Source organism: Streptomyces fuscichromogenes, from assembly GCF_014645815.1.
Classification (GTDB): Bacteria; Actinomycetota; Actinomycetes; order Streptomycetales; family Streptomycetaceae; genus Streptomyces; species Streptomyces fuscichromogenes.
Genome location: NZ_BMML01000016.1, coordinates 89,987 through 105,159, shown reverse-complemented (window position 1 = coordinate 105,159; position 15,173 = coordinate 89,987). Strand labels below are relative to the sequence as shown.

10 protein-coding genes are annotated in these 15,173 nt (G+C 71.0%); 2 read left to right on the top strand and 8 right to left on the bottom strand.

Annotated features, from left to right (window positions below):
- Positions 1–905 precede the first annotated feature (905 nt).
- The 8 genes from IEZ11_RS30890 to IEZ11_RS30855 form a co-directional block, all read right to left on the bottom strand.
- Positions 906–2,600 carry a PHP domain-containing protein gene (locus IEZ11_RS30890; protein ID WP_189266212.1) on the bottom strand — a complete coding sequence of 565 codons (1,695 nt, stop codon included), beginning with the start codon at positions 2,598–2,600 and terminating at the stop codon, positions 906–908.
- A 26-nt stretch (positions 2,601–2,626) separates the two neighbouring features.
- Positions 2,627–4,459, bottom strand: coding sequence for a LamG-like jellyroll fold domain-containing protein (locus tag IEZ11_RS30885; protein ID WP_189266211.1), 1,833 nt, complete (start codon positions 4,457–4,459; stop codon positions 2,627–2,629).
- Positions 4,460–4,507: 48 nt separating this feature from the next.
- Positions 4,508–7,504 (bottom strand): glycoside hydrolase family 2 TIM barrel-domain containing protein, encoded by a 2,997-nt coding sequence (locus IEZ11_RS30880; protein ID WP_189266210.1) that lies wholly within the window; start codon positions 7,502–7,504, stop codon positions 4,508–4,510.
- Positions 7,505–7,554: 50 nt separating this feature from the next.
- A complete protein-coding gene (locus IEZ11_RS30875; RefSeq protein WP_268239935.1) occupies positions 7,555–8,463 on the bottom strand; it encodes an alkaline phosphatase family protein in 909 nt (302 codons plus the stop codon).
- Positions 8,464–8,607: 144 nt separating this feature from the next.
- The gene (locus IEZ11_RS30870; RefSeq protein WP_373294997.1) at positions 8,608–9,501 is read right to left on the bottom strand and encodes a carbohydrate ABC transporter permease; all 894 of its coding nucleotides are present in this window, start codon (positions 9,499–9,501) and stop codon (positions 8,608–8,610) included.
- Complete coding sequence (locus tag IEZ11_RS30865) at positions 9,498–10,382, bottom strand: carbohydrate ABC transporter permease (protein WP_189266326.1); 885 nt, start codon at positions 10,380–10,382, stop codon at positions 9,498–9,500. The genes IEZ11_RS30870 and IEZ11_RS30865 overlap by 4 nt, the downstream gene beginning before the upstream one ends.
- A 124-nt stretch (positions 10,383–10,506) precedes the next feature.
- Positions 10,507–11,784, bottom strand: a complete 1,278-nt coding sequence (locus tag IEZ11_RS30860; RefSeq protein WP_189266209.1) for an ABC transporter substrate-binding protein — start codon at positions 11,782–11,784, stop codon at positions 10,507–10,509.
- A gap of 110 nt (positions 11,785–11,894) precedes the next feature.
- A complete protein-coding gene (locus tag IEZ11_RS30855; RefSeq protein WP_189266208.1) occupies positions 11,895–12,914 on the bottom strand; it encodes a carbohydrate kinase family protein in 1,020 nt (339 codons plus the stop codon).
- Positions 12,915–13,041: 127 nt separating this feature from the next.
- Here IEZ11_RS30855 and IEZ11_RS30850 point away from each other — a divergent pair, with 127 nt between their 5' ends.
- Both IEZ11_RS30850 and IEZ11_RS30845 read left to right on the top strand, forming a co-directional pair.
- Positions 13,042–13,806 (top strand): DeoR/GlpR family DNA-binding transcription regulator, encoded by a 765-nt coding sequence (locus tag IEZ11_RS30850; RefSeq protein ID WP_189266324.1) that lies wholly within the window; start codon positions 13,042–13,044, stop codon positions 13,804–13,806.
- On the top strand, positions 13,803–15,140 hold the full coding sequence (locus tag IEZ11_RS30845; RefSeq protein WP_189266207.1) for a 6-phospho-beta-glucosidase: 1,338 nt from the start codon (positions 13,803–13,805) through the stop codon (positions 15,138–15,140). The genes IEZ11_RS30850 and IEZ11_RS30845 overlap by 4 nt, the downstream gene beginning before the upstream one ends.
- The last annotated feature ends 33 nt before the right edge of the window (positions 15,141–15,173 follow it).

The window sequence follows — 15,173 nt, the reverse complement described above, 5'->3', positions numbered from 1 at the left end:
CGAACCGACTCCGTAGCGGTGTGGCGTGCATCACACTGCCTTGGGGAGGTGATGATCGACGGGGTTTTCTTTCCCGGGGCGGGTCATTGAAAGTCTATGCGCCGCCCCGTACGAATATTTCTCACGGATGAGCGGCGGTCGGCCCAGATGTAAACGCCGGACAAAGAGAGGAGGCTCCGGGGAACCACCCCCGGAGCCTCCGTAAAGGGCCCGGACCCGTCGAGGTTCAGACCGGTACCCAGTAAACACCACCCGCCAGGAAAAGGTCACACGGGGTCGCAACTCCCCGGCCCGGAGCCCCTCCGGCAAGGGGTTTGCGACGCCGACCTGGGCGGTGGGGTGGACAGCGCACGGCGCGCCGTGCTGCTGAGCCGAAAGTTCGTTGTGTCGCTCTTGGGTGTTTATGTTCCGTGCCGTGTGTTGTTCGGCGTGTGGGTAAGTGCATCAGTGGTGAATGACGATCACTTGAGGATCGCTCCAGACCGGTCGATGCCGGGTCCGCCCACCGGAGAACGGGCCCCCGGGCGCCCTTGCTGTATGCAGTATGGGGTCGCCTGTCGCATAAATCTATGCAGTGCCGCCCTGGCTGCGGAGTCCGGGCCGGGCGGCCCGAAATGGGTCCCGCGGATTTCCCGCGCCCGCCCGCCCGCTTTGGTCCGGATAGCGGCCGATGGAATTGTTCGCCTTTAATCCGGGGCGCGGGACCCCGCTCGCCGAATGTCCGAACTGCTGAAAAGCCGTGGCTCCCGCAATGGTTCCGATCGGTGCGGAATCGGCGGTTCCGGGGCGCGGCAGGCAATCGCGCCCGAACCGTACTCCAACTCTGAGTAGCGGTCCGGACACGATTCACGCACGCCCGCCGCGGACTCCGCGACTACACAAGGTGAGTAATGGGCGACGATTCGTCAGGAACCCACCACGTCCACGAAGACGGGGTTGGAATAGAACCACGTGTCCGCCCACGGGTCGCCGTTCCCCGGCTCGTGCGGGACCGGACCGCGCGGGTCGACCGCCGCGCCCAGATAGCCCGTTCCGTTGCGCTTGCCGTCGCTGCCGCGCAGCCGGACGTAGAACGACTCGTCGCCCGCGGTGAGCGGGATGCGCAGGGTGTAGGTGCCCTTGCGGCCGGACACGTCCTTCGACTGCACGACCCTGGTGTCCGGCGCCTGCCAGGTGTCGCGGTCGGCCACCGGACCGCGCACCGCACCCCGGATCACGTCGACGTGCGCCAACTGGGGCAGGATCCCCTGGTCGTTGACCCGGGAAGCAGTCGTCACGGTCACGTTCAGGGTGATCCGCTCGCCCTTGCGGACGCGCAGCCGGCCACCCAGCGTGACACCGGCGCCGTGGTCGCAGTCCCGCTTCACCCGGACGTCCAGCCCGTCCAGCAGATGCCCGTGGTCCAGCCAGACCCGGCCCGCCCGCAGGCCCGCCATCACCGCGCGGTAGCCGTACCCGGTGACGCCGACATGGGTGCGGCTGAACTGGCCGGGCCAGAAGTCGCTGCCGGGCTGCGGTGTGTCGGTGTTCACCGGGTCGGGCAGCTTGCCGGTGTTGTCGAAGTTCTGCCCCGCCGGCCAGTCGCCGTTCTTCCAGGTGTCGAAGACCGTGCGGTGATTGTCGGAGTTGGTGGTGATGGTGAACAGGCGACCCTCGGACAGCATCGCGTCCCACAGACCGCCGACCGTCGCCGTAGCCCAGTCGAAGCCGCCGTACGTCAGATACGCGTCCGCCGGGTAGCCGGCCCAGGACTGCGCGGAGGGCTTGTTCTCGTACTCGCCGCGGATCGAGGTGGCCCCGCGCCAGCCGGGGAGCGCCGCACCCTGGGCACCGGGCGCGCCCTCCATGCCGATCATGATCGCGGAGGCTTCGTCATTCCCGCCGCCCCACCCTGCGTCCCGCCAGTTGCGCATCTCGTGCGGGGAGTCGATGCCGAGGCGCAGCGGGTGGTTGGCGAGGACGAGGACGTCGTCGACGTAGCCGGTGCGGCGCTGCTCGGCCAGCCACTGGATGGCCTTGACGGCGTGCGCCTCGTTGCGGGCGGTGTCGGTCGCGCCGGCGGAACCCTCGGTGTAGCCGAGCAGCTTGCCGTCGTAGGCCAGCTCGAACTGCGTCAGCAGATCGGTCTCGTGCGGGCCGGGCGCGGCGAACACCGTGCAGTGCTCGGCCGCCGGGATGTACCACTCCAGGCCCTGGAAGATCAGCTGACGCGGGTTCTCGGCACGGGCCTTGAGGATCTCCGCGTGCTCCAGCTTCGCGCCGTAGTAGGCGTGCCCGAAGTTGGAGTGCTCGTTGAACACCATCCAGTCCAGGCCGTACGTCGCGGCTGCCCGGGCCTGCTGGGAGAACGTGTACTTGGCGTCGTGGCTGTACACGGAGTGCACGTGGTGGTCGCCGACCAGGTAGGCCAGGCGCGGGTCCTCGCCGCCCAGGACCCGGCGGTCGGCGGCGAACGCGGGCGTCGCCGCCGACCCCAGCGCGAACGCGGCACCGAACAGGCCCGCGCGGCGCAGGAGTCCACGTCTCGACATGCCCTGGGCGTCGAGTTCGGCGGGGGAGACGGAAGGATCGGCCCAGGAGGGCAGCTGCTGCTCGGTCATGAGAGTGGTGATCCTCGTAACGGGGGTCAGTGGGTCATGAAGGAGGAGACGGGCAGGGCCCGGGAGACGATCCGGACGTCGCCGAGGCGGCCGTGCAGGATCTGGTCGATCTTGTCGGCGTACGTGTAGCCGCCGACCAGCCAGGGCAGGCCGACGGAGGCGATGCCGACCGCGGCGGCCTTCGGGTTGCGGACGACCGGGCAGCCCTCGACGTACAGGGTGCTGTGCCGTCCGTCGTTGACGACCGCCAGGTGCCACCAGGTCTCCAGCGGGGTCTCCTGGCCCCAGTTGGTGGCGATGCCCTCCTGGTTCAGCGGGCGCATCGCCCACTGCGGCTCGCGGTCGTTGGACAGCGAGAGGGTGGCGAGGGGCTCGTCCGGGTCGTCGGCGGTCTTGCCCGCGGCGCCGCCGGTACCGGTGCGGCCGACGAGACCGGACCAGGCGTTGTGATCGGGGTCCCAGTCCGCCGGCAGCCGGTAGAACACCTCGATGGTGTAACCGTCTCGGAAGGTCGCCGAGTTGAGCGGCGCGCCGTCGACCGTCCGCAGGTAGGCGCCCTTCAGCGGCGACTTGTACCCGGTGAACTCCAGGCTGCCGTGGCCCGGTTGGTCCGGGTGGTGGTCCGCCGACCAGCCGAGGGTGCCGCCGCCCACCGGGACCACGGTGAGGTCGTTGCCGTGGCCGGACAGGTCACGGACCGTGCCGGAGACCGCCGAGTCGAACCGCCAGTAGGCGGCGGTGCCCCGGACCAGCAGCTGCGGCGCGGGCCGTGCCGGACGGACCGGCACCGGGTCGAAGCCGGCGAAGCGGTCCGCGAAGTCGATGTCGACGGAGAACCGGTCGGCGTCGCCGCTCAGTTCCATCTCCTGCCGTTCCAGCTCGTTCAGGCCCTTGCCCGCCCGGCCGAGGATCCACGGCGAGACCGTCTCCACGTCGATGACGTTCCGGTCCAGGTCGAAGCGGTAGAGGCGGATCATCGCCGCCCCGCCGAAGTACCGGTTCTGATAGTTCGTCAGATGCAGGTGCACGTCGTGACCGGCGGCGTTCTTCCGGGTCGCGCGGCCGGCCGGCCAGTAGTGGCCGTTCAGGGTGAGGAAGACCTGGTCGTGCTCGTTGATCAGCTGGTCCCACAGCTGCTGCCCGTACGACGACAACTCGTCGTCCTGCACGACCAGTTCGTGCGTGGTGAGGATGACCGGGGTCTTCGGGTGCGCGGCGATGACGTCCTTCGCCCAGGCGTACCCCTTGGCCGACAGCCGCCAGTCCAGCGCCAGCACCAGCCACTCCCGCCCGGCGGCCCGGAACAGGTGGTAGGTGTTGTAGCCGTCCGCGGACGCCCCGCCGAACGTCGGGTGGTCCTCGAAGCGCTGCGGCCCGAAGACGTCCAGGTACGGGGTGGCGCCGCGCTGGTCGTCCGTGGACGACCTGATGTCGTGGTTGCCGGCCAGCACGCTGTAGCCGACCCCGCGCCGGTCGAGGATCCCGAACGCCTTGCCGATCGCGGCGAACTCCTGCGCCGCCCCGTTCTGGGTGAGGTCGCCGAGGTGGGACAGGAAGACGATGTTGTCCTCGGAAGCGCCGCCCTGCTCCAGGAGATAGCGCAGCGAGGCCTCCACGGGCGCCGCGTCGATGCTCGGCCCGTCGAAGAGGTACTGGGTGTCGGGCATCACCGCGAGGGTGAAGCGCCGGCTCTCCGGGTCGGGCCGCCGGCCCGACCCGGTGGACGCCTCGGCGACGGCCGGCAGGGTGATTCCGGCGGTGGCGGCGGCGCCGAGCAGCGCGGTGGCTCTGAGGAAGTTGCGCCGGCCGGCTCCGGCCTGCGTGGCCTCGCCCTGCGGGTGGTCATGCGAAGTACACACGTGTGCTCCGTGGGTAAGCGGAAGTGACGGCGAAGGGCGTGGGGGGATTCAGCGGACACGCAGGGTCCAGCTCCAGCGGTGGACACCCGGTGCGACGAGGTAGGAGGGGAAGGTGTCGGGACCGCACGAGGCCGTGCCGAGGCCCCGGTGCGCGGCGTCGATGTGGACCACGCAGCCGGCCCGCGGCACGAGTTCGTCGTGGTGGGTGACGGCCGTGAGGTCCTCGGCGCGGTAGCGGCTGACGGAGACCTGGCGGGGCCCGTCCAGCTCGACCGCGAGCCCGGCGGCGTCCGGCGCCGACAGCGTGAACCGCCGTACGCCGTGCCGGCCGCCGCTCTCCTGGGGCCGCAGGTAGGGGGTGAACAACTCGTCGACAGGGAGCGAGTGGTGGCCGACCGGGGCTCCGGCGGCACGGTCCGGGTACGACTCCCAGGGACCCTGACCGAACCACTCCAGCAGATCGAACCCGGCCACCGTCTCGAAGACCGAGCCGACCCGGGCCACGTCCGCGAACTCCGGGGGCAGCTCGGCCGACTCGTCGACCCGGACACCGCCCTCGACCGGCGTGAACTCCTGCCGGTGCCGCACCACCCCGACGGTGCCGGCGTACTCCGCGAGCACGGTCACCGTCCCCCAGCCTTCGGCCGGGGGGACCCCCGTCTCGCTTCGCCCGCCGTCCCGGCGCACCGAGACCACCTTGCGCACCAGCCGGTCCAGCCCCCAGGCCCGCCAGCGCGGCGCGATGCCGCCCAGGTCGTCGTTGTCGGTGGGCGCCCGCCACAGGGACAGCACCGGCGCGGCGGCCAGCAGGGGGTGGCGCAGCAGCCCCTCGTCGTCCACCTCGACGGCGGGGCCCGCCGGCACCGGCGGCCCGAGCGGGTCGGCCGCCCGGATCCGGATCTGCGGCGCGCAGATCTCCGTACCGGCCGGCGCCCACGCCTGGTCCTCGGCGACCGTCACCCGCAGCGTCAGCCAGGCCTCCCCGCCGTCCGCCGGCACCTCGAACGGCAGCGGTACGGCCGCCGTCTCGCCGGGGCACAGCTCGGGCAGTACGGCCGGGCCGGTCAGGGTCCGACCGTCGGCCAGCGCCAGCTCCCAGCTGCCCGTCAGCCAGTCGAAGCCGCGGAAGTGCTGGTGGTTGGCGAGCACGATGCCCTCGTGGCGCAGGCACCGGATGCGGACCGGCGCCGCGATCTCCCGGTGCTCGTACATCGCGGGCTTCGGGGTGCGGTCGGGGAAGACGATCCCGTCCGCGACGAACGCCCCGTCGTGCAGGGCCTCGCCGAAGTCGCCGCCGTACGCCCAGCGGTGGCCGGGCGCGGCGACACCGTTGTCATACAGTCCGGCGCCCGCGCGCCCGACCGGTCTTCCGTCGCTCACCCGCTGGAGAATTCCGTGGTCCCAGAACTCCCAGATGAACCCGCCCTGAAGCCCCGGAGTTGACTCGATGGCGGCCCAGTGGTCGGCGAGCGTGCCGTTGCTGTTGCCCATCGCATGGGAGTACTCGCACTGGATCAGCGGCTTGGTCTGCTCGCCGGACAGGGCGTGCGCCACGCAGTCCTCCAGCGACGCGTACATCGGGCAGGCGATGTCGGAGGCCACGTCCGGGTCCGCCCAGCCGCGCTTGGCCGCCCCCTCGTACTGGAGCGGCCGGGTCGGGTCGTGCCGTCGCACCCAGCCTGCCGCCGCGTCGTGGTTCGCCCCGTAGTCGGACTCGTTGCCCAGCGACCAGATGATGACCGACGGGTGGTTCTTGTCGCGCAGCACCATCCGCGAGACCCGGTCCACGAAGGCGTTCAGATAGCGCGGGTCGTCGGCGATCTCGTGCGCGTGGTCGTGGGACTCGATGTCCGCCTCGTCCACGACGTAGAAGCCGAGCTCGTCCGCGAGGTCGTACAGCGCCGGGTCGTTCGGGTAGTGCGAGGTGCGGATCGCGTTGAAGCCGAACCGCTTCAGCAGCACCAGGTCCGCGCGCATGTCGTCGTAGGACACCGTCCGCCCGGTCAGCGGGTGGAAGTCGTGCCGGTTGACGCCCCGGACGAACACCCGCTCGCCGTTGACGAGCAGGTCCCGGCCGACGATCTCGACGTCCCGGAAGCCGACACGCTGGTACGACGTGTCGGCGACCGTGCCGTCCGCGCGGTGCAGCCGGACGGTCAGCCCGTACAGCTCGGGCTGTTCCGCGTTCCAGGTGCGTACGCCGGACACGGTGGCGTGGATGCGGGCCTCGCCGAGGAAGTCGGAGACCCGGTCGTCCTCGGTGTTGAGCCGGTCGAACTCGGCGTCCTGCGCGAGCGGTTCGCCGTCGAGGTCGCCGGTGACGTACCAGCCGTCGGGCAGCGCCCGGTCGCCCGCCGCGTTGCGCACCTGGCAGTCCACCCGCAGATCGCCGTCCCGTCGCGCCCGTACGGTCACGTCGGCGAGCCGGAACGGGTCGGTCGCGTACAGCAGCACCGAGCGGGTGATCCCGCCGTGCCACCAGTGGTCCTGGTCCTCGATGTGCGTGGCGTCCGACCACTTGACGACGGTGAGCCGCAGGACCGACCGCCCGCCGGGGCGGACGACCCCGGTCAGGTCGAACTCGGCCGCCAGGTGCGAGTCCTTGGAGACACCCACCGGCCGTCCGTCGACATGCACCAGGAGCACGCTCTCCGCCGCGCCCACCTGGAGCACGATCCGCCGCCCGGCCCACTCGGCCGGTACGTCCAGCTCGCGCTCGTAGACCCCGGTCGGGTCGGCGGCGGGGGATTCCGGCGGGAACGCGCGGAACGGCATGGTGACGTTCGTGTACTGCGGCAGGTCGTCCGTGCCCTGCACGGTCCAGGCGCCGGGGACGTACGCCGTGGACCAGGAGCCGCCGACCGGCGCGTCCGGAGCCGGCAGCAACTGGAAACGCCAGTCGCCGTCCAGGGGGAGCGCTCCGGTGCGCCGGTCGACGGCGTTCATGGGGAGCCGTCCCCAGGAGGTCACCTCGGGTGCCTCCCAGGGTCGGAGGGCGATCAGGGGATCGGCGGGCCGGGGCCCGGGGATCGACGGATCGTTCATCGGCGGATGGCTCCCTTTTCTGGCGGCATGGGTGACATGAGAGATGTGGCTTACGTGGGTGACGCGGCGGGGCCGGGCAGGACGCGTCCGGCCAGGCCCCAGGCCGGGTCGACGGGGATGCCGAGCCGGTCCAGGACGGTGGGGGCGATGTCGACGAGACGGGGTGAGTCGAGCCGGGTGCCGGGGGGCGTGCCGGGCTCGGCGAGGATGACGAACACCTGCCGTTCGGCGTCCGTGTCGCCGCCGTGGCCGCCGCTGTCGAGGTGCCCGTGGTCGGTGGTGACCAGCACGGTCCACCGCTCGCGGGAACCGCGGGCGTCGAGCGCGGCCAGCAGCCGTCCGAGGTGGGCGTCCTGGGCGAGCAGGGCGGCGTCGTAGGCGGGGGAGAGCGGCCCGGTGGCGTGGCCGGCCTCGTCGGTGCCGCCGAAGTAGACGAACAGCAGGTCCGGGTCGTCGGCGGTGAGCCAGCCGAGGGCGGTACGGGCGACCAGGCCGTCCGCGGTCGCGTAGCCGTCGCTCTCGCCGTCGTGGTGGACCCGGCTGCCGACGGCCGGGCCGAGGACGCCGCGGTGCACCAGCTCCGGCCAGGAGACCGTCGCCGCGGTGCGCAGACCGGGGCGGGCGGCGACCGCGCGGGTGAGGAAGTCGGGGTAGCGGCTGTAGTCGGCGCCCCGGAAGTCGTTGCCGGTCACCCCGTGGCGGTCGGGCCACACCCCGGTCAGCACGCTCGACCAGCCGGGGCCGGAGTCGGTGTAGGCCATGCTGGTCGACGGGCCGCCCTCGGCCTGGCCGTCCCGCTCCCCGTAGGGCAGCAGGCTGGTGCCGTGGGCGCCCGCGGCCAGCAGCCCGTGCAGGACGGGCGCGTGGGCGCCGGGCCGGGTCAGCCGGTCGTGGCGCAGCCCGTCCATGCCCACCACGAGCACCTTGCGGCGCGCGGTGCCGTCCCGGCCCGGGGGCACGGCACGGTGCCGGGTGAACGGCAGGCGGGCGGAGGGCCCCGTGCCCTCCGGCGCCCGGCTCCGCCCGGTGCCGGCGTCGGCGTCCGTCACCGGATCCCTCCTCTGTCCAGCGGGTGTCGCGCGGGCCGGGGCGGCCCGCGCGGGTCAGGTGCCCTGCACCGCGCCCTCGGTGGCGCCCGCGATGAAGCCGCGGGCGAAGATGGCGAAGACCAGCACCAGCGGCAGCGCCGCCATCAGCACACCGGCCATGACCATGCTGTAGTCGGTGGTGTGGCCGACGTTCAGCTGCGCGAGCTCCACCTGGAGGGTCACGTGGTCGGGGTTGGTGAGCACGATGAGCGGCCAGACGTAGTCGTTCCAGGCCCCGACGAAGGCGTAGATGGCGAGGAAGGACAGCGCGGGCCTGATCATCGGCAGCGCGATGTTCCAGTACTGGCGGAAGAACCCGGCGCCGTCGATGCGCGCGGCGTCGAGGAGTTCGTCGGGCACGCCGTTCTCGATGTACTGGCGCAGCCAGAAGATGCCGAAGGCGTTGGCCAGCGCGGGCGGGACCAGCGCCTTGAGCATGCCGACCCAGCCGATGTTCGACATGAGGATGAACTGCGGCAGGATCGCCAGCTGCAGCGGCAGCATCATGAACAGCAGCAGCGTGCCGAAGAGCGCCTTGCGGCCGGGGAAGTCGAACTTGGCGAAGGTGAAGGCCGCCAGCGAGTCGATGAACAGCACCAGGACGGTGGTGACGGTCGCGACGATGACCGTGTTGAGCATCGACCCGAAGAAGTCGATGGTGTTGAGCACGTGCCGGATGTTCTCCAGCAGGTGGGAGCCGAAGGTGAACTTCGGCGGGCTCTTGTAGATGTCCTGGGTGGTGTTGGTGGCCATGACGATCGTCCACACGAACGGGAAGACCGAGAGCAGCACGGCCGCCATGAGGATGATGTGCGCGGTCAGGCCCTTGGGGCGGCGCAGCCGCCTCGCGCGCGGGGCCGGCCGTGCCGGGTCGGCCGTCGTGGCGGCCGTGGTGTCGGCTGTGGTCACGGCTTCCTCCCTCGTTGGGTGATGCGCCAGTTGACGGCGACGAGGACGATGATCAGCAGGAAGAAGGCCCACACGATGGCGGCGCCGTAGCCGTAGTCGTTGTTGAGGAAGGCCGACTGGTAGAAGTACAGGAGCGTGGTCAGACCGGCTTGTCCCGGGCCGCCGAGGTTCGCGTTGGCGGCGTTGCTGGCGAACAGCACCTGGGGTTCGCTGAAGCTCTGCAGACCGTTGATCGTCGAGATGATGACGGTGAACAGGATGATCGGCCGCATGATCGGGACGGTGATCTGGAAGAAGGTGCGGACCGGGCCGGCGCCGTCCATCTTCGCCGCCTCGTAGATCGAGGTCGGGATCGCCTGGAGACCGGCCAGGTAGATGATCATGTTGTAGCCGGTCCACATCCAGGTCATCAGCAGCGAGATGACCACCTTGATCAGCCACGGGTTGCTCAGCCACGGCACCGGCGAGATGCCGACCGTGCCCAGGATCGCGTTGACCAGGCCGAAGTTGTTGCTGAACACCGCGCCGAAGAAGATCGCCACGGCGACGATCGAGGTGACGTTCGGCACGTAGAGGGCGATCCGGTAGAAGCCCTTGAAGCGGCGCACCGAGTGCAGCAGTGTCGCCAGCACCAGGGCGCCCAGCAGGGTGGGCACCGTGGACAGCACCCAGATCACCAGGGTGTTGCGGATCGACAGCCAGAAGACCGGGTCCGACCAGAGGAACCTGAACTGCTGCAGGCCCACGAACTGCATGTCGCCGAGGCCGTCCCAGCGCTGGAAGGCCAGGTACAGGGAGTAGAAGACCGGGAAGAAGGAGAAAGCGGCGAAGATCAGGTAGAACGGCGAGATCGCCAGGTACTGGCGCCAGTACGCCAGCAGGCCGCGCCGCTTCGGCCGGACGGTGCCCGCGGGCGTGACGCGCCGTGGGCGGAACCGGGCCGGGCCCGGCCCGCCGCGGTGTTCGGGCACCGCGGCGGGACCGGTGACCGGAGGGGACGTCACCTCAGTTCACCCCCTGCCGCCGGGCGATCTGCTTGGCCTGGCTGACCGCGTCGTTCCAGGCGTCGTCGGGCTTCTTGCCCTTGGCCTCGATGTTGGTCAGCTCCGTCATGTACGGGGCCATGACGGCCGCGTCGGCCGGCGCCTCGTAGCTGTTCGGGACGGCCTTGGCGGCCGGGCCGAAGACCTCGATGATCTTCTGTCCGCCGAAGAAGGCGTCGGGGCCCGTCATGGCCGGCATGGCGTACGCGGCCGGAGCGGCCGGGAAGATGGCGGCGTCGGTGAAACCGCGGGCGTCGTTGGCGGGGCTGAGGATCCAGCTGATGATCTTGAAGGCCTCCTCGGGGTTCCGGCACTGCTTGGGCAGCGCCAGGTAGGAGCCGCCCTGGTTGGCCGGTCCGACCGGGTTGGCGCAGACCCGCCACTTGCCCTTGGTCTGCGGGGCGGCCTGCTCGATGTCCAGCGCGTGCCAGGCGGCGCCGAGCTCGGTGAGGAGGTTCTTGCCGACGGCGGCGTTCCAGCTGTTGTCGTTGATCTTGGCGTCGAGGCCCAGGGTGTAGGGGCGGACGGCCGTGGTCCACGCGCTGCGGATGTGGTCCTGGTCGCCGATGAAGTGGTTGTTCTTGTCGATGAACCGCTGGGTGCCCTGGCCGACCACGATGTTGAAGACGGAGCCGATGTTGTTGACCAGGTAGCTGCCGGGGTTCTTCTTCTGCAGCTCGGTGCCGAGCGTGAAGTAGTCGTCCCAGGTCGTGACCAGGGCGGCGACCTTGGCGGGGTCGGTGGCCACGCCGGCCTTGGCGAACAGGTCCTCGCGGTAGAAGAGCGCGGTGGGGCCGATGTCGATCGGGAAGCCGATCTGCTTGCCGTCGGAGGTCTGGGCGAGCTTGGTCTTCCAGCCCAGGTACTGGGAGGAGAGCTTCTTGAAGCCCAGCTCGTTCAGGTCGAGGAAGCGGGAGGCGTTGGGCAGGAAGGAGGCTATGTCCTCGCCCTTGATGCCGGTGATGTCGGGCACCGAGGAGCCGCCCGCGGCGAGGGTGGTGGTGAGCTTCTGCTTGAAGTCACCGCCGATGGACGAGGCCGTCAGCTTGACCGCACCGCTGAAGTGGGTCTTCGCGTCCGCCACCACCTTGTCGCTGAGCGCGCCGCCCCAGTACCACAGGGTGAGGTTCTTGCCGTTCTTGGTGCCGCCCGATCCGGAGCCGCCGCATGCGACGGTCAGGCCGGACGCGGCCGCCGTGAGCGCGGCGGCCTGGAGGAAGCCTCTGCGTGAAAGGTCCACGGGTCACTCCTGTTGTTCCTGTGCGTGGTACTGAGGGGCGTGGTGCTGGGGTGGTGGGGGGCGTCGTGCTGTGGGGCTCTGGGTGTCGGGCGGTGTGGATCGGGTGCGGGTCAGTGCTGCCGGGCGGGCGGGGTGACGGGCGCGTGGCGCACCGGGGGGCCCACGTCCGCCGGCAGGCGGTCGGCGAGGAAGCCGTAGGTCTTCCTCAGATCGGGATCGGTCAGCGAGCGCCACCAGCGGTCGACCCCGTACCAGCCGGGGGCCGCGAGGGCGCCGCCGTGCTGCTGGACGGAGAGTCCGGCCGCGAGGACCGCGAACCGCAGCCGCTCGGCCAGCGGCCAGCCGCCGAGGGAGGCGGTGACGAAGCTCGCCCCGAAGACGTCCCCGGCGCCGGTGGCGTCCAGGACGTCCACGGCCAGGGCCGGGACCTCCGCGTACTCCCCGGTGGTCTGGTCGACGGCCACCGCGCCGTCCCCGCCCCGGGTGACGACCGCCACCGGCACCAGCTCCGCGAGCGTACCGAGGGCCGCCACCGCGCTGTCGGTGCGGGTGTAGGCCATCGCCTCGGTCTCGTTCGGGAGGAAGGCGTGGCAGAGCGCGAGCTGGTCGAGGAGGTCGCGGGACCACTCCTGGGAGGGGTCCCAGCCCACGTCGGCGTAGACATGGGTGCCGTTCGCGGCGGCCTTGGCGATCCACTCGCGCGGCTCGGCCTCGATGTGCACGAGCGCCGTGCGCGCCTCGGGCGGATCGCCCATCAGCACGTCCTGAGAATACGGGGGCTCCTGGCCGTGGGTGACGAGGGCCCGGTCGTGGCCGGTGGCGAGCGAGACGGTGACGGGGGTGGGCCAGCCGTCCGCGGTGCGGGAGAGCGAGAGGTCGATGTCCTCCTGGTCGCACAGGACGTCACGGCAGTACTCGCCGTAGAAGTCGTCCCCGAAGACCGTGGCCAGCGAGGTGCGCAGACCGAAGCGGGCCGTCGCCACCGCGAGGTTCGCGATGCCGCCGGGGCCGCAGCCCATGCCGGCCGTCCAGATCTCCTCGCCCGGGGTCGGCGGCTTTCCCAGCCCCGTGAGGACGAGGTCGTAGAAGAGCAGACCGGTCAGCAGCACATCGGGCCTGTCGTCGTCCACGCGCGCAGCCTCTCGTCAAAACTCGTCATTTTCGATGCCGGAATCGTGCGCTGCTCGGGGAGATTGGTCAATACCCGAGCAGAAGTGAGCATGGAAATGATTGAAGATGACGAGTAGTGTGCACCGCGTGCTGGCAGAACGACGACACCAACTCATCCTGCGGGCCCTTCGCTCCGGTGGCCCCGCCTCTGTGACCGACCTCTCCGAGCAGCTGGACGTGAGCCCCGCCACGATCCGGCGTGACCTGGTCAAGCTGGAGGAGGACGGGCTGCTCACACGTGTCCACGGCGGCGCCGTCGTCGACGAGGGCGACCAGCCCTTCGCCGAGGTGGCCGAGGTGCGGGTGGCCGAGAAGGACGCGATAGCCGCGCGCGCGGCGGCGCTGGTCAGGGACGGTCAGTCGGTGCTGCTCGACATCGGCACCACCGCTTTCCGGCTCGCCCGTCAGCTGCACGGCCGCCGCCTCACGGTGATCACCAGCAATCTGGTGGTCTACGAGGAGCTGGCCGACGACGAGGGCATCGAGCTGGTGCTGCTCGGCGGCATGCTGCGCCGCGAGTACCGCTCCCTGGTCGGGTTCCTCACCGAGGACAACCTGCGCCAGCTGCACGCCGACTGGCTGTTCCTCGGGACCAGCGGGGTGCGCCCCGGCGGACAGGTGATGGACACGACGGTCGTGGAGGTGCCGGTCAAGCGCGCGATGATCAAGGCGAGCGACAAGGTGGTCCTGCTCGCCGATACCGCCAAGTTCCCGGGTACGGGCATGGCGAAGGTCTGCGGTCCGGAGGACCTGGACATGGTGGTGACCAACGCGCCGGTGGACACGGCGACGCGGGCCTCCCTGGAGGAGGCCGGCGTCGAGGTGGTCCTGGCAGGAAAGGCTCAAGCGTGAAACTGACGATTCTGGGCGGCGGCGGGTTCCGTGTGCCGCTCGTGTACGGCGCACTGCTGACGGACCGGGCCGAGGGGCGGGTCACCGAGGTCGTGCTGCACGATCTCGATGCCGGCCGGCTCTCCGCGGTCGTCCGGGTGCTGGCCGAGCAGGCGGCACAGGTCCCGGGCGCCCCGTCCGTGTCCGCCACGACCGACCTGGACGAGGCCCTGCGCGGCGCCGACTTCGTCTTCTCGGCGATCCGGGTCGGCGGCCTGGAGGGCAGGGCGAACGACGAGCGGGTGGCCCTCGCCGAGGGGGTCCTCGGCCAGGAGACGGTCGGCGCCGGCGGCATCGCCTACGGCCTGCGGACCGTGCCCGTCGCCGTCGACATCGCCCGCCGGGTGGCCCGGCTCGCCCCCGACGCCTGGGTCATCAACTTCACGAACCCCGCCGGCCTGGTCACCGAGGCCATGTCCCGGCACCTCGGCGACCGCGTCATCGGCATCTGCGACTCCCCGGTCGGCCTCGGCCGCCGGATCGCCCGGGTGCTCGGCGGGAACCCGAAGGAGGCCTGGATCGACTACGTCGGCCTCAACCACCTCGGCTGGGTGCGCGGCCTGCACATCGCGGGCCGCGACGAGCTCCCGCGCCTGCTCGCCGACCCCGACCTGCTCGGCTCCTTCGAGGAGGGCAAGCTCTTCGGCGTCGACTGGCTGCAGTCCCTCGGGGCCATCCCCAACGAGTACCTGCACTACTACTACTTCAACCGCGAGGCCGTCCGCGCCTACCAGCAGGCGGAGAAGACCCGCGGCGCCTTCCTGCGCGACCAGCAGGCGCACTTCTACGAGACGGTCACCGGCCCGGGGGCGAGGGCGCTGGACGTCTGGGACCGCACCCGCGCCGAGCGCGAGGCCACCTACATGTCGGAGAACCGGGAGACCGCGGGCGCCGGCGAACGCGACGCCGACGACCTGTCCGGCGGCTACGAGAAGGTCGCCCTGGCCCTGATGCGGGCCATCGCCCGCGACGAGCGCACCACGCTGATCCTCAACGTGCGCAACCGCGGCACCCTCTCGGCGCTCGACGGTGACGCCGTCATCGAGGTGCCCTGCCTGGTCGACGCCAACGGCGCCCACCCGGTCGCGGTCGCCCCGCTGCCCGACCACGCCACCGGCCTGGTCTGCGCGGTCAAGGCGGTCGAGCGCGAGGTGCTCGCCGCCGCCGAGTCCGGCTCCCGTGCGACGGCCGTCAAGGCGTTCGCGCTGCACCCGCTGGTCGACTCGGTGAACGTGGCCCGCAGGCTGGTGGAGGGGTACACCGAGGTCCACCCCGGCCTCGCGTATCTTAAGTAGTCAGCCCCTCGGAAAGCGCTTTCCATCCCTCTT

Bases quoted from the DNA above. Each gene is read 5' to 3' on its own strand.
- IEZ11_RS30890 (WP_189266212.1), bottom strand. From the start codon at position 2,600: ATGACCGAGCAGCAGCTGCCCTCCTGGGCCGATCCTTCCGTCTCCCCC.
- IEZ11_RS30880 (WP_189266210.1), bottom strand. From the start codon at position 7,504: ATGAACGATCCGTCGATCCCCGGGCCCCGGCCCGCCGATCCCCTGATC.